The organism is Burkholderia sp. Bp9142, from assembly GCF_003853415.1.
Lineage (GTDB): Bacteria > Pseudomonadota > Gammaproteobacteria > Burkholderiales > Burkholderiaceae > Burkholderia.
In genome coordinates this window covers 1-24,739 of record NZ_QTPP01000003.1, presented here as the reverse complement: position 1 = coordinate 24,739, position 24,739 = coordinate 1, and the positions used below count along the sequence as shown (strand labels likewise).

The 24,739-nt window shown below is 66.2% G+C and carries 23 protein-coding genes and 1 pseudogene; 12 read left to right on the top strand and 12 right to left on the bottom strand.

From position 1 onward, the window contains the following. Positions 1 to 89: 89 nt before the first annotated feature. Together DIE22_RS04360 and DIE22_RS04355 are read right to left on the bottom strand one after the other, a co-directional pair. Positions 90 to 368 carry a DUF4148 domain-containing protein gene (locus DIE22_RS04360; RefSeq protein WP_124495005.1) on the bottom strand — a complete coding sequence of 93 codons (279 nt, stop codon included), beginning with the start codon at positions 366 to 368 and terminating at the stop codon, positions 90 to 92. A 71-nt stretch (positions 369 to 439) separates the two neighbouring features. Continuing rightward, positions 440 to 784 (bottom strand): DUF4148 domain-containing protein, encoded by a 345-nt coding sequence (locus tag DIE22_RS04355; RefSeq protein ID WP_124495004.1) that lies wholly within the window; start codon positions 782 to 784, stop codon positions 440 to 442. A gap of 204 nt (positions 785 to 988) precedes the next feature. Between DIE22_RS04355 and DIE22_RS04350 the strand changes: the two genes are divergently transcribed. Beyond that, the gene (locus tag DIE22_RS04350) at positions 989 to 1,678 is read left to right on the top strand and encodes an aspartyl/asparaginyl beta-hydroxylase domain-containing protein (RefSeq protein WP_124495002.1); all 690 of its coding nucleotides are present in this window, start codon (positions 989 to 991) and stop codon (positions 1,676 to 1,678) included. 30 nt (positions 1,679 to 1,708) lie between these two features. On the opposite strand, the gene DIE22_RS04345 is transcribed toward DIE22_RS04350, so the two are convergent. Continuing rightward, positions 1,709 to 2,650: a LysR substrate-binding domain-containing protein gene (locus tag DIE22_RS04345; RefSeq protein ID WP_124604609.1), complete on the bottom strand. Its 942-nt coding sequence runs from the start codon at positions 2,648 to 2,650 to the stop codon at positions 1,709 to 1,711. A 79-nt stretch (positions 2,651 to 2,729) separates the two neighbouring features. On the opposite strand from DIE22_RS04345, the gene DIE22_RS04340 reads away from it, so the two are divergent. The 3 genes from DIE22_RS04340 to DIE22_RS04330 all read left to right on the top strand — a co-directional run bounded on the left by DIE22_RS04340 (position 2,730) and on the right by DIE22_RS04330 (position 4,720). Then, entirely contained in the window at positions 2,730 to 3,128 is a 399-nt protein-coding gene (locus DIE22_RS04340; RefSeq protein WP_124494998.1) for a nuclear transport factor 2 family protein, read from the top strand. Between the two features lie 117 nt (positions 3,129 to 3,245). After that, positions 3,246 to 3,515 carry a MoaD/ThiS family protein gene (locus DIE22_RS04335; RefSeq protein WP_060107490.1) on the top strand — a complete coding sequence of 90 codons (270 nt, stop codon included), beginning with the start codon at positions 3,246 to 3,248 and terminating at the stop codon, positions 3,513 to 3,515. Between the two features lie 56 nt (positions 3,516 to 3,571). Further along, positions 3,572 to 4,720, top strand: a complete 1,149-nt coding sequence (locus DIE22_RS04330; RefSeq protein ID WP_124604608.1) for a WD40/YVTN/BNR-like repeat-containing protein — start codon at positions 3,572 to 3,574, stop codon at positions 4,718 to 4,720. A gap of 49 nt (positions 4,721 to 4,769) precedes the next feature. Here the strand turns inward: DIE22_RS04330 and DIE22_RS04325 are convergent, their stop codons facing one another. Further along, positions 4,770 to 5,693, bottom strand: a complete 924-nt coding sequence (locus DIE22_RS04325) for a LysR substrate-binding domain-containing protein (RefSeq protein WP_124494995.1) — start codon at positions 5,691 to 5,693, stop codon at positions 4,770 to 4,772. 158 nt (positions 5,694 to 5,851) lie between these two features. On the opposite strand from DIE22_RS04325, the gene DIE22_RS04320 reads away from it, so the two are divergent. Then, positions 5,852 to 6,277, top strand: coding sequence for a PACE efflux transporter (locus tag DIE22_RS04320; protein ID WP_124604607.1), 426 nt, complete (start codon positions 5,852 to 5,854; stop codon positions 6,275 to 6,277). Positions 6,278 to 6,345: 68 nt separating this feature from the next. Here DIE22_RS04320 and DIE22_RS38060 read toward each other — a convergent pair whose 3' ends face one another. The 7 genes and pseudogenes from DIE22_RS38060 to DIE22_RS04285 form a co-directional block, all read right to left on the bottom strand. Then, complete coding sequence (locus tag DIE22_RS38060) at positions 6,346 to 6,660, bottom strand: OmpA family protein (protein WP_185640540.1); 315 nt, start codon at positions 6,658 to 6,660, stop codon at positions 6,346 to 6,348. Positions 6,661 to 6,742: 82 nt separating this feature from the next. After that, entirely contained in the window at positions 6,743 to 7,363 is a 621-nt protein-coding gene (locus DIE22_RS04310) for a M35 family metallo-endopeptidase (protein ID WP_260426608.1), read from the bottom strand. Between the two features lie 28 nt (positions 7,364 to 7,391). Next, on the bottom strand, positions 7,392 to 7,952 hold the full coding sequence (locus tag DIE22_RS04305) for a hypothetical protein (RefSeq protein ID WP_124494987.1): 561 nt from the start codon (positions 7,950 to 7,952) through the stop codon (positions 7,392 to 7,394). Between the two features lie 440 nt (positions 7,953 to 8,392). After that, complete coding sequence (locus DIE22_RS04300; protein WP_124494983.1) at positions 8,393 to 9,340, bottom strand: choline ABC transporter substrate-binding protein; 948 nt, start codon at positions 9,338 to 9,340, stop codon at positions 8,393 to 8,395. A gap of 110 nt (positions 9,341 to 9,450) precedes the next feature. Continuing rightward, positions 9,451 to 10,449 carry a GlxA family transcriptional regulator gene (locus DIE22_RS04295; RefSeq protein ID WP_124494981.1) on the bottom strand — a complete coding sequence of 333 codons (999 nt, stop codon included), beginning with the start codon at positions 10,447 to 10,449 and terminating at the stop codon, positions 9,451 to 9,453. A 118-nt stretch (positions 10,450 to 10,567) separates the two neighbouring features. Beyond that, a complete protein-coding gene (choW, locus tag DIE22_RS04290) occupies positions 10,568 to 11,464 on the bottom strand; it encodes a choline ABC transporter permease subunit (RefSeq protein ID WP_124604604.1) in 897 nt (298 codons plus the stop codon). Continuing rightward, positions 11,457 to 12,865: pseudogene (locus DIE22_RS04285) on the bottom strand (glycine betaine/L-proline ABC transporter ATP-binding protein); the annotation flags it as partial. The gene choW and the pseudogene DIE22_RS04285, both read right to left, overlap by 8 nt. Positions 12,866 to 13,225: 360 nt before the next feature. Here DIE22_RS04285 and DIE22_RS04275 point away from each other — a divergent pair. Both DIE22_RS04275 and DIE22_RS04270 read left to right on the top strand, forming a co-directional pair. Further along, the gene (locus DIE22_RS04275) at positions 13,226 to 16,594 is read left to right on the top strand and encodes a DUF2339 domain-containing protein (RefSeq protein WP_124604603.1); all 3,369 of its coding nucleotides are present in this window, start codon (positions 13,226 to 13,228) and stop codon (positions 16,592 to 16,594) included. After that, entirely contained in the window at positions 16,591 to 17,940 is a 1,350-nt protein-coding gene (locus DIE22_RS04270; RefSeq protein ID WP_124494975.1) for a DUF3999 domain-containing protein, read from the top strand. The genes DIE22_RS04275 and DIE22_RS04270 overlap by 4 nt, the downstream gene beginning before the upstream one ends. A gap of 164 nt (positions 17,941 to 18,104) precedes the next feature. On the opposite strand, the gene DIE22_RS04265 is transcribed toward DIE22_RS04270, so the two are convergent. Further along, on the bottom strand, positions 18,105 to 18,905 hold the full coding sequence (locus DIE22_RS04265; RefSeq protein WP_124604602.1) for a GNAT family N-acetyltransferase: 801 nt from the start codon (positions 18,903 to 18,905) through the stop codon (positions 18,105 to 18,107). Between the two features lie 340 nt (positions 18,906 to 19,245). Here DIE22_RS04265 and DIE22_RS04260 point away from each other — a divergent pair, with 340 nt between their 5' ends. From DIE22_RS04260 to DIE22_RS04240, 5 genes are all read left to right on the top strand, one after another. Then, positions 19,246 to 19,551 carry an NIPSNAP family protein gene (locus DIE22_RS04260; protein WP_124494972.1) on the top strand — a complete coding sequence of 102 codons (306 nt, stop codon included), beginning with the start codon at positions 19,246 to 19,248 and terminating at the stop codon, positions 19,549 to 19,551. Positions 19,552 to 19,852: 301 nt separating this feature from the next. Next, positions 19,853 to 20,503 carry an NADPH-dependent FMN reductase gene (locus DIE22_RS04255; protein ID WP_059466925.1) on the top strand — a complete coding sequence of 217 codons (651 nt, stop codon included), beginning with the start codon at positions 19,853 to 19,855 and terminating at the stop codon, positions 20,501 to 20,503. Between the two features lie 190 nt (positions 20,504 to 20,693). Further along, on the top strand, positions 20,694 to 20,912 hold the full coding sequence (locus DIE22_RS04250; protein ID WP_124494970.1) for a transcriptional regulator: 219 nt from the start codon (positions 20,694 to 20,696) through the stop codon (positions 20,910 to 20,912). Positions 20,913 to 21,004: 92 nt separating this feature from the next. Next, positions 21,005 to 21,907, top strand: a complete 903-nt coding sequence (locus DIE22_RS04245; RefSeq protein WP_124604601.1) for a ferritin-like domain-containing protein — start codon at positions 21,005 to 21,007, stop codon at positions 21,905 to 21,907. 1,140 nt (positions 21,908 to 23,047) lie between these two features. Next, positions 23,048 to 24,739: ESPR-type extended signal peptide-containing protein (locus DIE22_RS04240; RefSeq protein ID WP_260426607.1), on the top strand; the 1,692-nt coding region annotated here is incomplete at its 3' end.

Genomic DNA, 24,739 nt, shown 5'->3' with positions numbered 1-24,739 from the left:
GTTCGTCCAGGCCGCGCGCCGCGAACGGCATGCGTATTGCCGGAACGCGAACACGACGGCCTGAAGGCGCATATGTACATATCGGCGCCCTAGTTGCCGACCTGCGCCGGCATGCCGGAGGCCTGCGCATGCGCGGCTGCCGAAGCCGCCATCCTCGCCTGATCCTGCTCGGCGAGCTTCGCTTGCGCGGCCTGGATGTCCGCCGGATATTCGCCGTCGTCGCCCTTCGACGGGTCATACCCGGCCGCCTCCAGACGGATCAGCTCCTCGCGAACCTGGGCACGCGTAAGCGGCGCATTCGATTGCGCGAATGCGGACTGACCGGAGAGTGCGCCGATCATCATCAGTAGTACGATACAAGTTTTCATCACAAACTCCTTCAATGTTGCGTACCGATCAAACGTGGTAAATGTCTAACCCGCCGACGCGGGCCACCGTGTCAGCTTCCGAAATAGGGCGTGCAGAAGCTCTCGGGGCCCACGCACGCGGCCGAGGGCGGGCGGGCCGGCAGCACCGCCGGCCTCCCCGCATCGGAAGTCGCGGCCGGATCGCTGCCGACCGCGGTCTCGGCCTGATGCTGCGGCATCTGTTCGACCTGCCGCCGCAATAGCGGACTCACGTCCGGATACGACGTGTCGGTCACGAAGCGCAGCCCGTTGTTTTCAGCGTCGATCAGTTGCTGCCTGACCTGCGCGCGCGTCAGTGCCTGTGCCGACGCAGTCGTCGCGACCGTCGCGACGGAAATCGCCACCACCGTGGCGGCCACCAGCCAATGCGTATTCATGCTCCACTCCTCTGAAGTCAACGAGACGACGTGCTACATCCCGTATGACGACGCGAGGCGTCCGTTTATTCCCGGCGTCCCGGACCGCGCGCGCCGGACGTTCGACGAACTGTCATTCTTTCGTCAGCCGGCGTAACCTGACGTAACGCAGGCCCCACCGCGCGTGGGGCAGACTGACGACACCCTGTGGACCGCCCCTCGATCATGTCCGTCGCTTACGACTATGCAGCCGGCCTGCTTCGCACGCTGTATGACCGCCATATCGACGGCGGCGCCGTGCTCGACACGGCCGCGTTTCCCGACGCCGAGCGTTTTGTCCGGGCGTGGCCCGCGATCCGTGCGGAAGCGCTGGCGGTCGCGCGCGACCTGCCGCGCATCCCGCGTTTTCACGAGATCATGCGCGAGCAGCACGACATCTCGGCCAACGATGCGCGCGACTGGCGGATGTTCATCATGCAGGCTTATGGCCAGCCGTTCCCGCGCAACCTGTCGCGCTGCCCGACCGTCGCATCGCTCGTCGCGGCGTCGCCGGACGTGCTGTCCGCGTCGCTGTCGTTCCTCGCGCCGGCCAAGCACATCCCGCCGCACCGCGGGCCGTTCCGCGGCATCCTGCGCGGTTATCTGGTGCTGTCGATGCCGAAGCGCGCGGACGGCACGCCGGCCGCCGTGCTGAAGGTCGACGGCCGCGAATACCGGCTCGAGGAAGGCCGCTTCCTGCTGTGGGACGACACCTTCGTGCACGAGGCATGGAACGACAGCGACGAAGTGCGGATCGTGCTGCTGCTCGATATCCGCCGGCGCGGCATGCCGCGCTTGCTCACCTGGCTGTCGAATGCTGTGATCGGCCTCGTGCGGCTCGGGATCCGGATGCGCGGGCGGTCGATTCCGGTTTAGCCAACCGCCCGACGCACGCTTGTTGCGATCTCAATCCTCACGCGCGAGGCGCGTCAGGACGTCCGAGAGTGCTTGAATCGCGGGTTGCGCGGCGCGCTGCACCGGGTAGACGAGGTAATAGCCGAGACCGTTGCGCACCACGTCCGGAAACGGTGCGACGAGCGTTCCGGCTTCCAGCCGATCCGCCGCCATGCGCGGGTCGCCGATCGCGACGCCGTGGGCCTGAGCCGCGGCCGTCAGCGTCAGTTCGAGCGTATCGAATACGAGCCCGGTGCCCGGGTCGATCTGCGTGGCGCCGACGGCGTCGAGCCAGCATCGCCATTCGTCGCGATCGCGCGCGGGATGCAGCAGCGTCGCATGCGCGAGATCGGCGACCGACTTCAACGACGCGCCGGCCTCGCGCGTACACATTGGCGTGAGGCATTCGTCGAACAGCGGGACCGCCGCCATGCCCGCCCAGCTTCCGGTGCCGCGCACGACGATGGCATCGAAATCGGCACCGGTGAAATCCGGTGTGTCGTCCGCCGACGTGTGAATGCGCAGTTCGGTCCGCGGCAACGCATGATTGAGCGCCGACAGCCGCGGCAGCAACCAGCGAATCGCGAACGTGGAAGGCAACCGCAACGTCAGCGTCGACGCGGAATGCGCATGGGCGTGAGCGTGCCGCGCCAGTTGCGCGAGTACGTCGACGGCCACCGTCAGCAACGCGCCGCCTTCCGTGGTCAACGTCAATCCCGACGGATGGCGGACGAACAACGCACATCGGTAGTGCGCTTCCAGTTGCTGCACCTGACGGCTCACCGCGCCCTGGGTCCGGCACAGATGCTCGGCGGCCCGGTTGAAGCTGCCAAGTTCGGCGGCGGCGACAAATGCCTGGAACGCCGTCAGCGGCGGCAGCGCGCGGGTCAGATCCGCCAGCGGATATGCGCTGGCGGCATACCCGGGTTGCGGATTTTTCGTTTGTTCGGTCATCGCTGCATCGCTATCGTGGTTGAACCTGATCGCGACGGCTGTCGCGGATGGCTCGTTCAACAATCAGCGGAGAAATACCATGGTCTCTTCGTCCGACGCACTATACACGCGGCAGGTCGATACCTACCTGAAAACGCTCGAACGCGGCGACGTCGCTGCGATCTGTGCGTTGTTCGCGCCGGACGCGCGGATCTGCTCGCCGTTTCTCGGCTGGATGACGCCGCAGCCCTTCTTCGAAAAAGTCGCGGCGGCATCCGGACAAAGCCGGATCACGCCGATCGACATCTGCGTCAGCGCGACGGGCGCACGTCGGGCCACCGGCTATTTCGTCTACGACTGGGTACTGAAAGACGGCTCCGCCGTGCGGTTCGAGTGCGTCGACGTATTCGAATTCGACGACGACGCGCGCATCGAGCGCATGATCATCGTCTATGACACGCATCCGATCCGCAGCATGGTCGGCGACAAGTACGCATAGCCGGGCGGAACGCGCGAATCGGCCATTGCGCGGCGCAGCAACATCGCTGCGTCGCCGGCCCGATCGATCGCCTAAACTACAGACCGTTCCCCCGCGCGGCTCCTGCCAGCCACTGTCATGGCCCACCTCTTCTTCGCGGCGTCGATCCAGCGGCATATCGATACGCCCGAGCGCGACATCGACGCCCGCACGCTCGGCGAAGCGCTCGAAACCGTCTTCGGCGAACAGCCGCGGCTGCGCGGCTACATCGTCGACGACCAGGGCGCGCTGAGAAAGCACCTGTCGGTATTCATCGACGGCCAGCCGGTGCGCGACCGGCAGCATTTGTCCGATGTACTCGGCGATGCCAGCCGCGTCTACGTCGTGCAGGCGTTGTCGGGCGGATAAGGGGACGCATCCGCATCGAAGCACGTGCCCGACCGCGCCCACAGGAGACACCCGACATGAACGATCGACTGCTCGTCGCGACCCGCAAGGGCCTGTTCGTGATGCACGCCGACGGCAACGGCGGCTGGTCGCTCGGCGAGCCGCACTTCATCGGCGAACCGGTCAGCATGGCACTGGCCGACCCGCGCGACGGCACGCTGTATGCGGCGCTCAATCTCGGCCATTTCGGCGTCAAACTGCACCGCCGACGCGCCGGCGCGGCCGAATGGGAAGAATGCGCGGTTCCCGTGTATCCGCCGCAGCCCGCCGACGCGCCGCGCGCCGATGCCGGCGCACACGCAGGCGCCGGCGATGCGGACGACGAGGCGCCCGCCCCGCCGCGCCCGCCCTGGACGCTTCAGCAGATCTGGTCGCTCGAAACCGGCGGCGCCGACGAGCCGGGCGTACTGTGGGCCGGCACGATACCCGGCGGACTGTTCCGCTCCGGCGACGGCGGCGATTCGTGGGTGCTCAACCGCGCGCTGTGGGATCGCCCGGAGCGCCCCGAGTGGTTCGGCGGCGGCTACGACGCGCCCGGCATCCATTCGGTGATGGTCGATCCGCGCGACAGCCGGCACGTGACGATCGGCATCTCGTGCGGCGGCGTCTGGCAGACCTTCGATGGCGGCGCGACCTGGCGTGTCAGCGCCGACGGCATGGAAGCCGATTACATGCCGCCCGAGCGGCGCGGCGAGCCCAACGTGCAGGATCCGCACCGCGTCGTCCAGTGCGCGGCCAATCCCGACGTGCTGTGGACCCAGCATCACTGCGCGATCTTCCGCTCGACCGACGGCGCCGCGTACTGGCAGCGCATCGAAGCGCAGCCGTCGAGCTTCGGCTTCGCGGTCGCCGTGCATCCGGCGGACCCCGACATCGCGTGGTTCGTACCGGCCGTGAAGGATGCGTGCCGGATTCCGGTGAACGGCCGGTTCGTCGTCACGCGCACGCGCGACGGCGGCCGCAGTTTCGAGAGCCTGTCGAACGGGTTGCCGCCTGCGCCGGCCTATGACCTCGTGTATCGGCACGGGCTCGCGGTGGACGACTCCGGCACGCGTCTCGCGATGGCGTCGACGACGGGCGGGTTATGGACGTCCGGTGACGGCGGCGACACCTGGCGGCAGGTCTCCGCGCATTTGCCGCCGGTGTATTGCGTGCGTTTCGCGTAACGAACGACCCGCACGCACCGCGGCGGCATGCCAGCGCCCGGCCGTTGCTTCACGCAGCCGGCGCGATTCGCGCGACCGCCGCACGCGTGTGTGCGATTTCCGCCTCGAGCCAGTCGAGAAACCGCCGCACCTGCGGCTCACGCTCCCTTCCGGGCCGGCACAGCGCGACGAAACGCGCGCCGGCGAGCCGCACCGACGATTCGATCGGCGTCAGCGCGTCGCGCGCGACGTGCTCGGCGGCCAGCACCGAACTGAGCAGCCCGACGCCTTGCCCGTGCAGCACGGCCTGCAGCGCGTAATGCTCGTCGTCGTAATGGCGAAACACCGCGCGCTCGAGCCACGCTTCGCGGCCGGCCGCACGACACCACGACGCCCAGTCGATCGACACCGGCAGCGGCGTATCCCACGCGGTCTCGATCAACTCGAGCCGCTCGTCGGCGCAACCGATGTCAAAGTCGCGCGCCGCGTACGCGCCGAAATACTCGTCGATCAGCGCGATCTCGTGCAGCGCCGGAAACGTGCGCGACGTCGCGCGTATCGCGAGATCGATTCGCGCATCGCGTTCGAGATCGACGAGCGTGTTGCCGGTTTCCACCTTGATGTGCAACTGCGGATCGACGCGGCGGAAGCAGCCGAGCCTCGGAATCAGCCACATCGCGGCGAATGCGGGCGTGGTGGTCAGCACCAGCGTGCGTGCGTCGGCCGCCGCGGGGCGCACCGCGTCGAGCCCGCGGCTCATGCCGAGCAACGCGTCGTGGCACGCGCGAAACAGGCGCTCGCCCTCCTCCGTGAGCCGCACGCCGCTCGCGCCGCGCTCGAACAGCAGCACGCCGAGCCGGCTTTCGAGCGACTTGATCTGATGCGATACGGCGGCGGGCGTCACGGAGAGTTCATCGGCGGCCGCCTTGAACGCACCGAGCCGCGCGGACGACTCGAATACACGCAATGCAGTCAGGGGAATTTTCGAGAACACGGGGCCTCGCGGGCCGGATCCGGCCGGGTTGAATTCGATTCAATCCGGGTGAGATTAGGTGAATTGAAGCGGGTGCGCAACGCCGGTAGCCTTGCGGGACGTCGCGGCACGGTGCCGCGGCAGCAACCGTCGAACCACGGTCGAACCGGAGAAACAACGTGCAAGGCCTATCGCGCAGGGTCACGCAGGCGGTGCTCTACGAAGTGATCGCCATTTCCTGCATCTCGCCCGTGATCGCGGCGCTCTTCAGGCAGGACCTGGTCTATTCGGGTGCGCTGTCGGCGACGATGTCCGCGATCGCGATGCTGTGGAACATGCTCTTCAACGCGCTGTTCGAGCGCTGGGAAGCGTCGCGCCGGCAGCCGAAGCGCACGCTCGGGCGGCGGATCCTGCACGCGACCGGATTCGAGGGCGGGCTGATCTTCATCCTCGTGCCGGTCGTGTCGGGGTGGCTCGACATCTCGTGGTTCGACGCATTCGTCGTCGACATCGGGCTGTTCGCGTTCTTCTTCTGCTACGCGTTCGTGTTCCAGTGGGCGTTCGATCGCGTGTTCGACGTGCCGGCGGCGACCAAGGGGTCGTGAGTGGCGGGCCCGATATCGCGAGGCGACAGCGTGGGACAATCCCCGACGCCGCCCCGCCTCACAGGGCGTCAATTATCGGAGCAGCCCGGGAGCAATGTAATTTCAACCCGCTTCGCATTTTCACTGTCATGAACGCTCATGCGCTTATATACATAACCATGAATTGCATAGCGCTCGTGCGTCAGCCCGAAATGCTGCAATAGACGGCGTGCAATCGCGGCACGTCTGGCAGAAAGTGCTTCGGGTTCGACCTCTTCCGATTCGGCTACGCCGGTCACGGCTACGCCCTCGCGATTCGGAAAATTCGACAGTATATTCGAAACCCAGCCCCTCAGTTTCGCCACTTGCTCCGCGCTCACCGATGCCGAATTCTTCTCGAACATGAGATCAAAATTTTGCCCTGGAAAACTCTCCGATCCCGCACAAGCATGGGAATTTGCCGTCACAAACAGGAAAACCGCCCCGCTAATCAAGCCAAATAACGTATGCCGCGATGCTGTCCGCATTTCTAATTGCCAGCTCCGGGTTAGCTTGCCCCCACTCCGGGAGAAAGCGCGTGATTCCATATTTTGGATCGCCCGCTCCAAACGTATCTTTGAAATGCGTACACTCGTGGATAATAGTTGACAACTTCGAGGTAGCCGCCCGGCTTCGATCACGAATCATACAAAACTCCTCGTGAATACTTATCGTGTGCGTAGCCGTGTCAGGACCGCATACGTGCGCAACGGTTCCAACATGCTTGTTGGTGGGCAAACATCCAAGGGATCTATCCAGATCGGGATGCGCTCTCAGGAAATTCCCGGGACGCAGTGACCGCATAACTTCGAGCGTTGCAGTCAATCCGGTGACAAGGCTGAGGCGGATCTCGTCGCCATCGGTGCCAAACCACGTCCAGACACGCCTACGTTCCGCCGGCGCCCACTCCGCCAATCTTCTGAGCCGCTCCGCCACGAGGCCAACCTCTTCATCGCGAAGTTCCATCATCAGTTCTCTGAATTCTGCGTCGGTCATCGTCGGGCAGATTGGCGGGCCATCGAGCGTAAGGAAAACTTTGAGCTTCGAACCCTGCCTCGTGTTGGTCACCGCCGAATCGTGAACGCATACATACTCGTTACAGGTCATCGCGATTGTTCTCCATGACCTCAAGCCTGAGTTTTTCGGCGCGACGTGTTGTTATGCGTCGCGTGTGTCCCTCCCAATCCGTGACACCGCTGATGACCAGACCTGACGTTGTGTATATGCGGTACCGAACATGTGCAAGCGGTCGACCGCTTCGTTCGTCGCACAAAACGTACTGCTCATCGTGCTCGTCGGCGGTGGCAGACGCCGAATGAAAGTGATGTGGAACCTGCCCCGTCAACGCCGCCAATTGCTCGGCCGTGAATGACATGCTCATGCCACGCTTGGCCTGGAACACGGGCGCAGGACTGCACCCGCAAACGTTGACATCTCCGCTCAGCGCCCAGGCCTTGCCATTCGGCCCGGTACCGGGCCACCGAGGCCCTTTCGGGGCGATAAATCCCTCCTGCCCGCACGCCGTGCAGTAGGTCTTCATATCGAGCGTCGCGATATGTACGCTCGGAGGTGGATTCGAGCAGGTGACAGTCGGCAGGCCTTCCATGATTGTCGCGCTACCGCCGCGATCCCCTCGGGCGAGAAAATAGCGGATCATGCGCCATCCGCAATGGCGGCCTCGCTGTCATCCTCAACTGTAACGATGCCATCCACGCAGGCGACTGTGAGCCCGGCAACCGTCAGCCCACTACTGACCCCGAGGATCCACCCATTGCGCTTGGCCAGCGAGCCAATGGCAGTGAATGAATGAGTAGATGCTATCTGCTCGCGCGACATGCCGATTCCCCTTCGTCAATTTGGTATGGATGAACGACACCAAAATGCGCGATCCTGAAGGGGATTTCAATCATACGAGTTCGAAATTCGAATAACTCATTGTTCTTATATTTCCATCGTTCATTTTCGCAATCATCTGAAATGGTGAACGACGGACAAGCATGAAAAAGCCCCCGAACCACAGGTCACTACCCTGTCATTCGGGGGCATATAGCCACGGTCAAATCTCAATCAAACGTGGGAAAATCCCGAACACCCTGCTCAATGCACGCCGAGATACGCCTTCACCGCCGGCAGGCCCGGCTTGCCGTCGATCGTCGTCACGCCGGCCAGCCACTTGTCGAGGGATTGCGGGTTCGCCTTCAGCCACTCGGCCGCGGCCTTGTTCGGTTCTTGCTTGTTCATGATCGGCACCATCACGTGATTCTCGATCGCCGTCGTGAACTGCAGGTTCGACACGAACTTCGCGACGTTCGGGCAGCGCTGCGCGTAGTCGGGCGGCGTGGCCGTCAGCACCTTCGCTTCGCCGTAGTTCGGGCCGAACACGTCGTCGCCGCCGGTCAGGTAATCGATCTTCATCTGCACGTTCATCGGATGCGGCTCCCAGCCGAGGAACACGATCCACTGCTTGTCGCGGACCGCGCGGTTCACCTCGACCAGCATCCCGGCCTCGCTCGACTCGACCAGCTTGAACTTGCCGAGGCCGAACTGGTTGCCGTCGATCATCTTCTTGATCAGCGCGTTGCCGTCGTTGCCCGGCTCGATCCCGTAGATCTTGCCGTTGAGCTTGTCCGCATACTTCTGGATGTCGGCGAACGACTTCAGGCCGCCCTGGTACACGTAGTCGGGCACCGCGAGCGTGTATTTCGCGCCGGTCAGGTTAGGCGTGGCGAGCACCTTGATCGTGCCGGCCTTCGTGAACGGCTGGATGATCGGGTCCATCGTCGGCGACCAGTAGCCGAGGAACACGTCGATCTGCTTGCTCTTGATGCCGGCGAACGTGATCGGCACCGACGCGATCGTCTTGGTCGGCGCGTAGCCGAGCCCCTGCAGCATCGTCGATGCGATGCCGGTAGTGGCCGCGATGTCGGACCAGCCGACGTCCGCGAAGCGCACGTTCTTGCACACGGGCGGGTCGGCCGCATAAACCGCCGACATCGGTGCCGCGATCCCGATCCCGCATACCGCTGCGATCAATAGGCGCTTCATCTGTCTTCTCCTCAAAGTGACGTCGTTTTTCATGGGTGCGGGATCGATGGTTGAAGCCGCGCGCCGCGATCCCGGCGGCGTCGCGAACCGAATGGCTCGTGCGGGTCGTGTCAGCGCCCCGGCAGCCGGCGCTCGTAGCTCGGCGCGTGACCGAACTGCGCGCGATACGCCTTGCTGAAGTGACACGGCGAATGGAATCCGCACGTCGTCGTCACGCGCGCGATCGACGCGTCGGTCGTGCGCAGCAGGTCGCGCGCGCGCTTCAGCCGCAGCGTCAGGTAATAGTGGGTCGGCGACACGTTCAGGTACACCTTGAACATTCGCTGCAGGTGCCGCTGCGACAGCCGCACGAGCCGCGCGAGTTCCTCGAGCGACAGCGGCTCCTCGATGTTCGCCTCCATCAGCCGCACGACCTCGATCAGCTCCGCGCGCGAGAAGCCGACGCGCGCATCGACCGGAATCGGCTGCGTGTCGGTCGAGCTGCGGATGCGCTCGAGGATGAACTGCTCCGACACCTGCGCGGCGAGCTGCTGGCCGAAACGCATGCCGACGAGGTTCAGCATCAGGTCGAGCGGCGCGGTGCCGCCGGTGCAGGTGAGCCGGTCGCGGTCGACGACGAACAGCTCGTCGGCGAAACCCACCTGCGGAAACTCCGCATGCAGCGAGGACAGGTTCTCCCAGTGCACGGTACAGCGATAGCCGTCGAGCAGCCCGCCCGACATCAGCGCATACGCGCCGGTACAGATGCCACCCAGCGGCAGCCCGCGTTCGGCGAGCGCCGCGAGCGTGTCGCGCGCGCCGTCGTCGACCACGTCACGGATGCGAATCCCGCCGCACACGATCATCACGTCGGGCAGGTTCGCGTAGTCGAGCGCCTGGGTCGGCCGCACCGCGATGCCGTTGCTGGCATGCACGGGAGCGCCGTCGAGCGAGTAGATCGACCACTGGTAATGGTCGGCGCGCCCGACATAGTTCGCCATCCGAAGCACTTCGACCGCGCTCGAGAACGCGATCATCGAAAAATTCGGCAGTGTCAGGAAGCCGAAATGGGCAAGGGACGAAACCGGTGAAACGCAAGCGGCGGGCACGGCGGCGGCGGCGGACGTCACATCGGGCTCCTGGCGAACGGTTGAGCAGGTTGCAGGACGCCAGCCCCGCGGCGCGCGCCGCGGAAAGCCGGTGTCGAATCGGGGAAGGCGGCCGGAAGACGAACCGGCCGCCGGCGGATCAGGCTTGAGCGGGTGCAGCCTTCACGCGAAACAGCTGCTTCAGGCCCGAGAACAGCGGTGCTTTCGCGGTGCCCGGCGCACGGCCGAAGCTTTCGGTGATGCGGTCGAGAATGATCGCGAGCAGCACGACCGACAGGCCGCTTTCGAAGCCGAGGCCGATGTCGAGGCGCTGGATACTCGCGAGCACGTCGTTGCCGAGGCCGCCCGCGCCGACCATCGACGCGATGATCACCATCGACAGCGCCATCATGATCGTCTGGTTCACGCCCTGCATGATCGACGGCAGCGCATTCGGGAACTGCACCTTGTACAGCAGCTGCCACGGCGTGCAGCCGAATGCCTGGCCGGCTTCGACGATCTCGCGGTTCACGTGACGGATGCCGAGGCTCGTCAGGCGCACGGCCGGCGGCATCGCGAAGATCACCGTCGACAGGATCCCCGGCACGCGGCCGAGACCGAACAGCATCGCGGCCGGAATCAGGTAGACGAACGCGGGCATCGTCTGCATCAGGTCGAGGATCGGACGCACGATGGCGGCGACCCACTTGCTCTTCGCGGCCCAGACGCCGAGCGGAATGCCGAGCACGAGGCTGACGATCGTCGACGACAGCGTGAGCCCGAGCGTGATGACCGTCTGGTCCCAGAAGCCCGTCGCGAAGATCAGCAGCAGCGACGCAGTGGTGAACAGCGCGAAGCGCCAGCCCACGCGCCACAAGCCGACGCCGATGAAGATCGCCATCATCAGCCACATCGGGATCGCCTGCAGGCTGTGCTCGACGAATGCGGCGAGGCCCTCGATCGCGCGGCCGATCGCATCGAACGTCGCCGCGTCATGGTCGAGCAGGTAGTGAACGGACTGGTCGACCCAGGTACCGAGCGGAATCATTTCAGACATGGGAGCCTCGCGAACGCGTGATGGCCTTCAGGATGAGCGCACGATCGACCGAGCCGCAATAGCAGCCGTCGTCGTCGACGACCGGCAGTGCATTCGGGCTCGCGACCACGCGCGCGACGACATGTTCGAGCGACGCATCGCGCCGGATGCTTTCGATCGGCCGCACGGACGGCGTGTCCTGACCGATCGCATCGCGCGTGACGAAGCCGCGGATCTTGCGTCCGGCGTCGAGCACGAACGCGTATTCGGCACTGCCATTCAGCGTCGCCGCGACGTTCGCGGCATCGCACTTCGACAGGGTCGGCACGGCACCCGTCTGCATCAGGTCGCCTGCCGTGAGGTAGCGGCTCGTGTCGATGCCGTCGAAGAACGCGCGCACGTAGTCGTCGGCCGGGTTCGCGATGATGTCCTGCGGCGTGCCGACCTGCACGAGCCGGCCGCCCTCCATGATCGCGATGCGGTTGCCGATGCGCAGCGCCTCCTCGAGGTCGTGCGACACGAACATGATCGTGCGGCGCTGCTCCTTCTGCAGTTGCAGCAGCACGTCCTGCATTTCGCGGCGCTTGAGCGGATCGAGCGCGGAGAACGCCTCGTCCATGATCATCAGCGACGGGTTCACGGCCAGCGCGCGGGCCAGGCCGACGCGCTGCTGCATCCCGCCCGACAGCTCGGACGGCAGCTTGTGCGAGAACGGTGCGAGGCCGACCTGCTCGAGCACTTCCATCGCACGGCGTTCGCGCTCCTTCTTGCCGACGCCCGCGACCTCGAGGCCGAACGCGGCATTCGACACCACGGTGCGATGCGGCATCAGCGCGAACGACTGGAACACCATGCTCATGTCCTTGCGGCGCAGCGCGGTCAGCGCCGAGCGGCGTGCCGACGCGACGTCGAGCCCGTCGATCATCACCTTGCCGGCGCTCGGATCGACCAGCCGGTTCACGAGGCGGATCAGCGTGGATTTGCCGGAGCCGGACAGGCCCATCAGCACGAATATTTCGCCTTCCTGCACGTCGAACGATACGTTGTGCACGCCGACCACCTGACCGGTACGCTTGAGCACATCATCTTTCGTCGCACCGGCAGCGAGCATGTCGAGCGCCTGCTGCGGATTGCTTCCAAACACCTTGCACAGACCTTCGACCACGACCTTGGGGGCATCCATTGAAACCTTCTCCTCGTGTAGCGGGGACTCACGCGTGTCATAGCGTGCCTACATAGTTGCCAGAAAAAACCCCGACCTGCCGACGAATTACGACAAACGCTTGCGCAAATACGACACACCCGGCAGCCCCGCCACACGGGACGCGGCGCGCGGGGGTACCCGATTGCGGCAATGCAATACGCGCACGGCCAGCAACGACGGGCATCACGCGCGGGAGTTGTGCGCAGCAGCGTGGCGCTCGAGCGGCGTCGCTTTGCACCCAGGCGTGATTCACGCGCGTCGCTTTGGGACAACTTCACGTCCGATCGAACCGTACGGCTCATCCCGTACGAACAAAAAGAATGGTCATACGAAAGTCGCGGACGGCGAACGCGCGACAGCCACGTTTCGCGGCCCGCGCGCAACCCAGAAAATCCCGCATGGCCGCTGTGATACATTGCCGGCAACCACACTGATTGCGACGTCGCCGCGCGCCTTGCGCGCGGCGCGGCGCCAGCGGTGCACGCATGCCGGTTCGCCTGCCGGCCATGCCGAAACAGCCTCGATCGGCCCGCGCGGCGATCGAAGGACGAAAACGAAATGAGAGAGGGAGCTAGGCGATGAATTGGGCTTTGGCCGCAATCGGTTTCATCGTGGGCGGTATCGCCGCATTGTTCGGGGATTTCTCCGCCGCCAACGGCACGCTGCTCGGTGCGGCCATCGGATTCTGCATAGGCCACGCGCTGCAACAACGCAAGCGCGACAGCGGCGGCACGGCCCCAATATCGACGACTCCCGCGACGCCGCAACAGCCGCCCGCGACGCTCGCCGATCGCGTCGCCCGTCTCGAAGCGACGGTCGACACGCTCACGCGCGAGCTCGCCGTGCTGCGCGGCCAGCTCGCCGGCGCAAAGGCCGGTGCCGCCGGTGCCCCCGAAACAGGCAGCGCCGCGCAGGCGACGTCCGTCACCGTCACGCCCGCGCCCGCCGCAATGCCGCCGCGGCCGTCCGTGCAGCCCGCCGTCGCGAATGCCGACACGCCGTCGTCGACGTTCACACCCGCTCCCGCACCGGCAGCCGCCGCGCGGATGAACGAAGCGGGTGCCGCTGCCCGCGCCACGACGAATCCGCCCGCCACGACCGCCCGCCCTGCCCCGCCCGCCCCGCCGGCGCCCCGCGAGCCCGGCATCGCCGAACGCGCGCTCCGCGCCGCACGCGACTGGCTGCTCGGCGGCAACACGGTCGTGCGCGTCGGCATCGTCGTGCTGTTCTTCGGCGTCGCGTTCCTGCTCAAGTACGCGGCCGACAACAACCTGCTGCCGATCGAATTCCGCCTGGCCGGCACGGCGCTCGCCGCGGCCGCGCTGCTCGCGATCGGCTGGCGCGTGCGTGCGCGCCGCGCGGCGTACGGCCTCGTGCTGCAGGGCGGCGGCATCGGCATCCTGTACCTGACGATCTTCGCGGCGACCAAGCTCTATGCGCTGCTGCCGGTCGGCGCGGCGTTCCCGCTGATGGTCGCGGTGTGCGCACTGAGCGCCTTCCTCGCGGTGAAGCAGAACGCGCTGCCGCTCGCGTTCATGGGAAGCGCGGGCGGCTTTCTCGCGCCGGTGCTGCTGTCGACCGGCCATGGCAGCCATGTCGCGCTGTTCAGCTACTACGCATTGCTGAACACGGGCATCTTCGCGATCGCGTGGTTCAAGGCCTGGCGTCCGCTGAACCTGCTCGGCTTCGTGTTCACCTTCACGATCGGCTCCGCGTGGGGCGTGACGGCGTACCGCCCCGCGCTGTTCGCCACCACCGAACCGTTCCTGATCCTGTTCTTCCTGATGTATGTCGGCATTGCGCTGCTGTACGCGGTGAAACGCGAACTGGCACTGCGCCACTACGTGGACGGCACGCTCGTGTTCGGCACGCCGATCGTCGCGACCGCGCTGCAGGCGTCGCTCGTGAAGGACATGCCGTTCGGGCTCGCGTGGAGCGCCGTCGCGCTGTCTGCGCTCTACGTCGCGGTCGCCGCATGGCTCGCACGGCGCCGCGATCGTCTCGCGCTGCTGTTCGAAGCGATGCTCGCGCTCGCGGTGATCTTCGCGACGCTCGCGGTGCCGCTCGCGTTCTCGGGTCCGACGACGAGCGCCGCATGGGCGATCGAAGGCGCGGCGATCGTGTGGGTCGGCGTGCGCGAGAAGCGCCTTGCGCCGTTCGGCTTCGGCCTGCTGATGCAGGTCGCCGCGGCCGGCGCATTCTTCACGAGCCTGCTCGGGCCGGCCGACGCGAGCTCGCTGCCGGTGCTCAACAGCGCGTATATCGCGATGCTGCTGATCGCGCTTGCCGGGCTGTTCACCGGCTGGTGGCTGCACGGGCGCGACGAAGCGCGCGCATGGCATGCGTGGATGCCGGATGTCGGCGCGGCCGCTGCGGCGTGGGGGCTGCTGTGGTGGCTGAGCGGCGGGCTGCACGAGATCCTCGTCTACGCGAGCCGTCACGTCGATCTGCATGCGGACCGCTTCGTCGTCGATGCGACCGCGCTGTTCGCCGCCGGCACCGCGTGGCTGGCGCACGTCGCGCGCCGCAAGCTCGCCTGGCCGATCGCCGAATGGCCGGCGCTCGCGCTGACGCCGGTGCTCGCGCTGCTCGCAATGCGCGCGTTCGATTCGCACGAGGCGCCGCTGTCGGGCATGGGTGCGTTCGCGTGGCCGATCGCCGTCATCGCATGCTATGCGCTGCTGCTGCGTCAGTCGCGCGGCACGACGGGCGCGACGGAAACGTCGGCCGTCGCGGCCATCCCCGTCCCCGTGATCGCGCCGCTGCACACGCTGATGTTCTGGACGTTGTGCGGGCTATGCTCGCTCGAAGGCTTCTGGCGCCTGCGCGCGTTCGTGCCCGAAGGCGCGTGGAGCTGGAGTGCGTGGGCCTACGGCTTCGGCGCGCTGCTCCTGCTGGTGGCGGGCCCCGGCTCGCGGCTGCGCTGGCCGGTCGCCGCGTTCCCGCGTGCGTACCAGGTATGGGGTGCCGCGCCGCTCGCCGCGCTGCTGTGGCTGTGGAGCATCGCCAGCGTGACGAGCGACGGCGACGCGTCGCCGCTGTTCTGGCTGCCGCTGCTCAATCCGCTCGACGTCGCGCAACTGCTGATCTTCGTCGCGTTCGCCACCTGGCTGCGCCGCCTGAAGACGCTCGGCGTCACCTGGCATCCGCTTGCGGCCGATCTCGCGGGGCTCGCGACCGTATTCCTGTGGTTCAACGCGCTGCTGCTGCGCACGCTGCATCACCGTTTCCATCTGGCGTATGACACCGACACCGTGCTGTCGTCGTTCGGGATCCAGCAGGTGTTCATGGTCGGCTGGAGCCTGTTCGCGTTCGCCGGCATGTGGCTGACGCGCCGCGAAGGCATCGCGCGCGTATGCGCGCTCGCGTCCTTGCCGCTGATCGTCGTGATGTGGGTCTGGACCTTCTACGCGAACTTCACGCAGGACGGCGGCAGCTGGGCGCGCATCCCGCTGCTCAATCCGCTCGATCTCGTGCTCGTGGTGGTCTATGCACTCGCCGCGTCGTGGTTCGTGCGCGCGCGCAAGCTCGGCTGGCCATTCGGCAACTATCGCGTCGAGCTGCTCGGCGCGGCCGGCGCGACGGCCTTCCTGTGGCTGAACGCGATCCTGCTGCGCACGCTGCATCACTGGACCGGCGTGCCGTACGCATTCGACGCCATGGCGGAATCGACGCTCGTGCAGGCGTCGGTTTCGGTGTACTGGACGCTTTGCGCGCTCGCGACGATGATCTGGGCCACGCGTCGCGGGTTGCGTCCGCTGTGGTTCGTCGGCGCCGCGCTGCTCGCGCTCACCGTGATCAAGCTGTTCCTGTTCGACCTGTCGCACGTCACCGGCATCGAACGCATCGTGTCGTTCATCGGCATCGGCGTGCTGCTGCTGTTGATCGGCTATTTCTCGCCGCTGCCGCCGAAGGCCGCGGCCCAACGGGACGACAACCAGCCATGAAACGACTCGCAGCCCTGCTCGGCCTGAGCCTGCTGACGTCGTTCGCGGCGGCCGACGGCACGCCGGGCGCCGAACGCGTCGCCCGGCGCTTCTCGCTCGATCTCGACGGCAGCGCCGCGTATTACCAGCTCACCGTGCCGCAGGCCGCATATGCGGCCAGCCGGCGCGACGACCTCGGCGACGTGCGCATCTTCAACGGCGCCGGCGAACCCGTGCCGTATTCGCTCGATGCACCCGCGGCGGCCGCCGTGCCGCCGTCGCGCACGCCGGTGCACTGGTTCCCGCTGCCGCCGTCCCGCCCCGACGACGGCCACGCGCCGCTCGGCGTGTCGGTCGCGCCGGACGGCTCGCTGCGCGCGGCCGTCACCGCACCGGCGCCCGCGAAGCACGCGGCCGATCTCGTCGACCTGTCGCATGCCGACGGCGAGGTCGACGCGCTGCTCGTGCATGTGAGCGACGACAGCTACCAGGGGCGCGTCGCCGTCGAAGCGAGCGACGACCTGCGCAGCTGGCGCTCGCTCGGCAGCACGCAACTCCTGAAGGTCGGGCGCGGCGGCGACATGCTGGTACAGGAACGCATCGTGCTGGAAGGCACGGGGCCGCGTTACCTGCGGCTCGACTGGCTCGACGGCGCGCCCGCGATCGGGGCGATCGAGATCGAGACGCAACCGCGCGATGCGCGCACGGCGGACACCGCGGCCGTGCCGCGCCAATGGCGCGACGCCGTGCACGTGCGGGCCGGGAGCACGCCCGGCGAGTATCTGTTCGACACCGACGGCGCGTATCCGGTCGACCGCGTGCGCATCGACCTGCCGCAGCCCAATACCGTTGCGCGCGCAACCCTGCAGAGTCGCCCCGACGCGCAGACGCCGTGGCGCGACGTCGCCGGCGCCGTGCTGTTCCGGCTGCAGGGCAAGGGCGGCGAACAGCGCAACCCGCCGCTGGCCTTCGCGCCGAATCCGGATCGCGCGTGGCGGATCGTCGTCGACATGCGCAACGGCGGACTCGGCGGCGGTCAGCCGGCCGTCGCGGTCGGCTGGCACCCGGCCGCCCTGACCTTCGTCGCACGCGGCACGCCGCCATTCACGCTCGGCGTCGGCAATGCGTCGCTGCCGTCGTCGGCCGTGAGCCGCGATGCGCTGCTGGTCGGAATGGCGCCGGAAGTGCGGCCCGCGCGCGTCGGCGCCGCGTTGCCGGCCTCGGCGGTCACGCCGGAGCCGTCGACCGATAGGGATGCGACGCGCCGTTACGTGCTGTGGGGCGCGCTGGTCGTCGCGGTCGGTGTGCTCGGCGCGATCGCATGGCGGCTCGCGCGCGGCGGCGAACCGGGCAAGCGCGACGAGTAAGGCCGCGCCACCAGGGCCTGTTCACGCTAATAACGGGCTTGCGCTGGCCATCAGAAGGGCCGAGCGCAAGGAATGCGACGAAGCGAATACTCAACGTATTCGTGAGGAGCATGACGCCGCGATCGGCCCTTCTGATGGCCAGCCCCACGAATGAATTTTCCAAATCAGGCCGGCACCACACGCGCCTGTCGTGCCGCGGCGCGGCCGTGCTGACGCGTTCGCCACGGCGACGAGCGGCAGCTGGCCGCGCCGGCCGCGCCCATCGCCGCGGCGCGCACGCCGCGACGCAAACGCCAGTCGCCCCGGATCGCCGCGACGGCGCGAGGCGCACGAGATTGCGCAACCGCGACATGCCGCCCGACCCGCCGCGATGCCGGCGCCATGCGACGCGCGAGACATGCGACCGGCCGCTTGCACAGGATTGCGCTGTCGTAGCGCTTGCCGGCGAAGCGCACGATATCGACGACGTCGAAGCCCTGAGCCCGATAGAACGCCAGCAGATGCGATGCGGGATACGGCGTATCGAGCGCGAGCAGCGAATAACCGCGCAACGCGGCCCACCGCGCGGCGAACGCGAGCAGCATCGCGCCGATTCCGCCGCCTTGCCAGCCGGGATCGACGGCCACCTGCCGCACGCTCGCGACGCCGTCGTGTCGGTACAGCGAGCACGGCGACGACGGATCGGTTGCGTAGAGCGTCATCGTGCCGATCACACGACCGCCGGACACCGCGACATGACATTCGCCCGCTTCCGCGCGGCGACGCGTGACGTCCTCGGCCTGGTCGACGCACGTGCAGTTGAGTCCCATCGCGCCGAGTCGCGCGAACGCACGATGCAGCAGCGCGGTGAGCTGCGCATAGCTGTCGAATGCCGGATCGAAGCGCCGCACGACGACCCTGTCGGCACGCACGGAAGGCGGCGCGGCGGGCGAACGTTCGGCGATCGTGTTCCGGGGTATCGACATGGCAGCGCTCCGTGGTCAGGATGGCCGAAGTCTAGGAGCGTGCCGCGGTGCGTCGCAAGAAAAAATGTCGTAAAGATCGTGAGGGATCGAAGCGGAACGACGGCACGACGGCACGATGGCGTGCATGTCCGCGCCTTCGGCAGCTTCGGACACCTCGCTGAAAATACCGATCGTTGTTCACGCAAGCAATGCGCGACGCGCACATCCTCGACGACGCGATTCCGCACGCGCGATCCCTTGCTCGCGATGCACGATGCTCGCGCAAGCCGGCCGCTTCCTCGTTGACAAGGTCAGTGACGCGATCCAGACTCGTTGATCCTTCACCGCACCGCGAGCGCCCATGGTCACCTGCTTCCTTCGCTACGTCATCGATCCGTACAAACTCGAGCAGTTCGAAACCTACGGCAGGATGTGGATTCCGCTCGTCGAGCAGTTCGGCGGCACGCATCACGGCTACTTCCTGCCTTCCGAAGGCGCGAACGACATCGCGCTCGCGATGTTCTCGTTCCCGAGCCTTGCCGAATACGAGCGCTACCGCGAACGCTCGAAGACCGATCCCGCCTGCCAGGCCGCATTCCGTTACGCAGAGGAAACGCGCTGCATCGTCAGCTACGAGCGCAGCTTCTTCCGGCCGGTGTTCGAGTAACGCCCGTGAATCGCGCCCCCTTTCCGGCGCCGCACGAAAAAAAGCCCCGCCTGCATCCGCGCGGCGGGGCCAACCCATGTCAGTAGAGACATCATGGAGGAGACGGGCCCATCTTATCGAGCGCGGCCCGCCGTCCCAACCAAGCATTTCTGCTATCCATCTGCGTCGCCGCGCACGCGCCCGACCCGCGTGCATGGCATATCGATAGAACGAAAAGTCGTTTTCAGAGTGGCGGCGGGGTCGTTACCATCTGGTTTTAAGCCTGTGCTTAGCCGGGCAAGCCATCCCCAAGGAGCGCCCCTTGACTGCATTCGATCAACACCGCCGCCCGTTCGTGGTCGGCATCGGCGGCACCACCCGAGCCGCGTCGTCGACCGAGCGCGCGCTGTCGTTCGCGCTGCGCGGTGCGCAGGCCGCCGGCGCACGCACGCGCCTGTTCGACGGCCCGTTCCTGCATACGCTGCCGCACTACGCCCCCGAACACAAGACGCTGACCGACGCGCAGCGAGAGCTGATCGACACCGTGCGCGAAGCCGATGCGATCATCATTGCGACGCCCGGCTATCACGGCGGCGTGTCCGGCCTCGTGAAGAACGCGCTCGACACGCTCGAGGAACTGCGCGCCGACGAGCGTCCGTATCTCGACGGCCGCGCGGTCGGCCTGATCGTCACGGCCTACGGCTGGCAAGCCGCGGGCACCGTGCTGACGTCGCTGCGTTCGATCGTCCATGCGCTGCGCGGCTGGCCGACGCCGTTCGGCGCGACCGTCAACACGCTCGAAACGCGCTTCGACAGCGCCGACAGCTGCTCGGATCCGAAGGTCGTCGCGCAGCTCGAGACCGTCGGCTCGCAAGCAGCGGAGTTCGCACTCGCGTTCGCGTCGCATCGCGCGGCCACGCATGCCGCATCAGTCGACGCGCTCGCCCCCGTGCTGAAGATCGCCAACCAGTAACCGCAGTCCTCCCGACGCCCGCGCGCGCCGAACGTCCGGCGCGCCTACCGCGGCGACACCCCTGCTTCGTGCCGGCTCCCCGCGCCGATAACGATTCGGCCCGCCACGTGATTTGCATTGGCCGAAAGATTGGTTCACGCGGGCCGCGGGTTTTCGTACGCTGAAAGCCCGAACCCTCCATGCGTACGCCATGAACCGCACGATCCGCTACAAGGGCTACGAAGTCGCCCCCGCCGCCGCCCGGCTGCCGAACGGGCTGTTCGCCGCCAACCTGACGATCGAAAAGGCAGGCGGCGGTCCGTCGCCGCGCGCCGTGTCGTTCGACGCGATCGATTTCTTCTTCGAAGAGGAACACGCGCTCGCGTATGCGTCCCGCTGGGGGCGCCTCTGGGTCGACACGCAGGCCTGAGCACGGCGCCGGGCAACGCGTGCCCGCACGAAAACGCGCGATTACGGAAGCTATGCAAGAATCTTTCGTCTCGTAATCGCATAACAACAGCCATGTCCGACACGCTGCAGGAACAGCATGCAGCGGCAGATCATGCCATGCGCAACTGGACCTTCGAGCGTCAGGGTCCGGTCAGGATCGGTTCCGATGCGCACAGGCAGATGTTCTGCCGCATGCTGCTCGATACGCACAACCCGTACAAGCCGGCCGTCATCGACTGGCCGCCGCTCAAACCCGACGAACTCAAGCGCCTCACGTCGCTGCCGATCTGGGACATCGCCGTGCAAACCGAAGGGCGCGCGTCGATCCGCGTCGCCACCTTCGCAGCCACCGTCGATGATCCGCTGCTGCGCCAGGCGCTCGAAATGGACGGCGGCGAGGAGGCGCGGCACAAGGTCGTGCTGTCGAAGCTGGTCCAGGCATACGGCATCGAGCTCGCCCCGGAACCAGCCTATCCGGCGCCGAAGGACCTCGAGTGGGCGTGGATGATGACCGGCTTCAGCGAGTGCATCGACAGCTTCTTCGCATTCGGCCTGTTCCGCTCCGCGCAGCGCTCCGGCTATTTCCCTGCCGAACTCGTCGACACCTTCGAACCCGTGATCCAGGAGGAAGGCCGCCACATCCTGTTCTTCGTGAACTGGTACGCGTGGTACTGGCGCAACTTGCCGTGGTGGCGCCGGCCTTGGTTCTTTGCACGGGTTGCGGCCGTGTGGGCGTTCCTGATCCGGGAGCGAGCCGGCATCGCGCGCGGGATCGATACGGACGGCGTCGCGCGCGACGCAAATTTCCCGGCGACGAGCACGGCCGACATCGGCGATGCGCTGAACCCGCGCGAGCTGATCGAGCTGTGCCTCACCGAGAACGACCGGCGGATGGCCGGGTACGACGCGCGACTGCTGCGCCCGATGTTCGTCCCGCGCATGGCGCGCCTGGCACTGCGCTTCCTGCGGAAATAACGCCGCGGCGCCGGGCGGCGGGCGGCGGGTTGCAGGCGGCGCGGACCGGCGCGCATGGCAGCCCACCGATGTCTTGTCCGGAATCGTGTGCTGCGTCGTCCGGACGGGGTGGCGCAACCCGACTCGCCCTGCGGCTGTTGCCATCCGCACGCCGGCTCCCCTTCGGACGAAAACGAACACACCCCGGCCGGAATCCGCCGCGTCACGCGCGACGTCACACCGGCCACTGCGCGCCCGTCACAGCCTGACGATGCCTATTCGACGCGCTTCAACGTCACCCTTCCGCTAGCCGGCTAACCCTTGCGAACAGGGGTCAAATCGTCGCGGCGACGCTCCTCCCGTTGCCCCCGCCTTGCGCGTCGCCGGCCAGTCATCGGGGGCACAACCTGTCACCACCACAACGGCTATGGTTACCGGCCCGCCGCACGGCGAGCAGACATTCGGTTCAATGGGGCCTTAACGCGCGACATAAATCGCCATCAATAGGACAAATTCGAAATCAGATCCCCGTTGCAGGGGCGATCCGCCTGTAGCACTTTTTTACAACTTCATGAGGTCGGCCACTTGAGGAAGGCCCGCCCCACGGGCGTGCGCGGCCGACGCGATGCGCAAATCAGCATACCTCAACGATTCGCTTTTCATATTTTCTCGATTATCCACGCAATCTATAAATAGAATTAAAAATCCCAATAAAATACAAGATTAATAACTTAACAAGAACCTCAAATCGATATCGATTAGCACACCACCTGACATTACAGTTTTGAAAGACGAACGCCACGCGCAAACGTTTGCCATTTCATTTGTCTTACTTTTATGTCGGGTCAAATTGTCACCTAGCGCACAAAACACACGTATGTCATTGATTTTTATACACTATCTAGAAAATCTCCGAACCATCCACAACCATTCACCAAGCATTCCATGACTTTTCAACTTCATTCTTTGCAGACACATCAACACGTGATTTATTAACTATCTTTTAAGTTTCAAAACCTTCCATTTTTCACTGTTTGTCAATCTCCAAATATCACCTCAAATAAACTCCGCCCATCAATTTTGAGATTCGCGCAAGCGCACGGCATATTCATCTAATGAAAGAGACCGGTGTGTGGCGTGCTTATTTGGAGGCAGCAGGACATGAACCGCACATACCGCTCGATCTGGAACGAAGCCCTTGGCGCCTGGGTCGCTGCATCGGAACACGATTCGGCACGGGGCAAGCCGAACAAGTCGGCCGTGGTGGTCGCCGTCGCCGCCGCGCTGGCGATCGGGTTGCCGGGCTTCGCCGAGGCCAACACCCTGACAACCGTGCAAACCTGCTTTACAGGGAGCAACGGCGCAGTCGGCCGCGTCAACCCGGGCGGCACGGCGAACCAGGCCGGGGATGGCTCAGGCACGTATTCGATCGTTGCCGGCTGTAACGCCAACGGCAACGGCTGGACCGGCGTCACCGTCTATGGCTCGTTCGCGCAAGCGACCGGCAACGGCGCCGTCGCCAACGGCATGCAGTCATCGGCCGGACTGTGGGGCGTCGCGGCGGGCCTCGAAACAACGGCCAGCGGCACGGCGGCGACGGCGCTCGGCTTCGGCTCGACCGCAAACGCGCTGAACTCGGTCGCAATCGGCGGCGCGGGCGGCAACGGCACGACGCCGCTGTCCCAGGCAAACTCCACCATCGCATCCGGTGCCGGCTCGATTGCGATCGGCAGCAACGCAACCAAGGGAGCGCAATCGGCCGCGACGGACGGCATCGCCATCGGCGGGCAGTCGTCCGTCGCGTCGACCGCGACCTCGGGTATCGCGCTCGGTCGCGGCGCAACCGTCAACGGTGCTTACGGCATCGCGCAAGGCGACGGCGTCGTCTCCGGAGCAATCGGACAGAACGTCGCGATCGGCTCGAGCGGCACGACGGCCAACAGCAGCACGGCAGCAGGCGGCGCCGTCGCCATCGGTCGCGGCCAGACGGCGACGGGCAACGGCGCGGTCGCGATCGGCGATCCGAACTCGGCGATCGGTACGGGCGCCGTCGCGCTCGGCGCGAACGATTCGTCGAACGGCCAGGGTGCCGTCGCGATCGGCAACGCCAATTCCGCGACCGGCCAAGGCTCGGTCGCATTGGGCAACAGCAGCACGGCTACCTCGGCCGGCGGCATCGCGATCGGCGATACCGCGGTTTCCAGCGCCACCAATGCGCAGGCATTCGGCGCCGGTTCCAACGCGAACGTGGCGGGCTCGGTCGCGCTCGGCGCCAATGCGGTCACGACCGGCACGGCGAACACGGCCACCGGCGGCACCGGCACCGTCAGCAGCACGACGATCGGCAGCCAGACGTTCGGCACCTACGCCGGCGCGAGTTCTGCTGCCGGCGTGGTCAGCGTCGGCGCAGCCGGCGCGGAGCGACGCATTCAGAACGTCGCCGCCGGCCTGGTCAGCGCGAACAGCACGGACGCCATCAACGGCAGCCAGCTTTTTGCTGTCGCCAGCACGACGACGTCGAGCATCGCGAGCTTGTCGACGTCGGCATCGACGGGGCTGTCGTCGGCTAATAGCTCGATCACGTCGCTGTCCACTTCGACTTCGACGGGTATCAGTTCGCTGTCCACGGGTCTCAGCTCGACCAATAGCTCAGTGACTTCGCTTTCGTCGTCGACGTCGACGGGGCTGTCGTCGGCTAACAGCTCGATCACGTCGCTGTCCACCTCGACTTCGACGGGTATCAATTCGTTGTCCACGGGCCTCAGCTCGACCAATAGCTCGGTGACTTCGCTTTCGTCGTCGACGTCGACGGGGCTCTCGTCGGCTAACAGCTCGATCACGTCGCTGTCCACC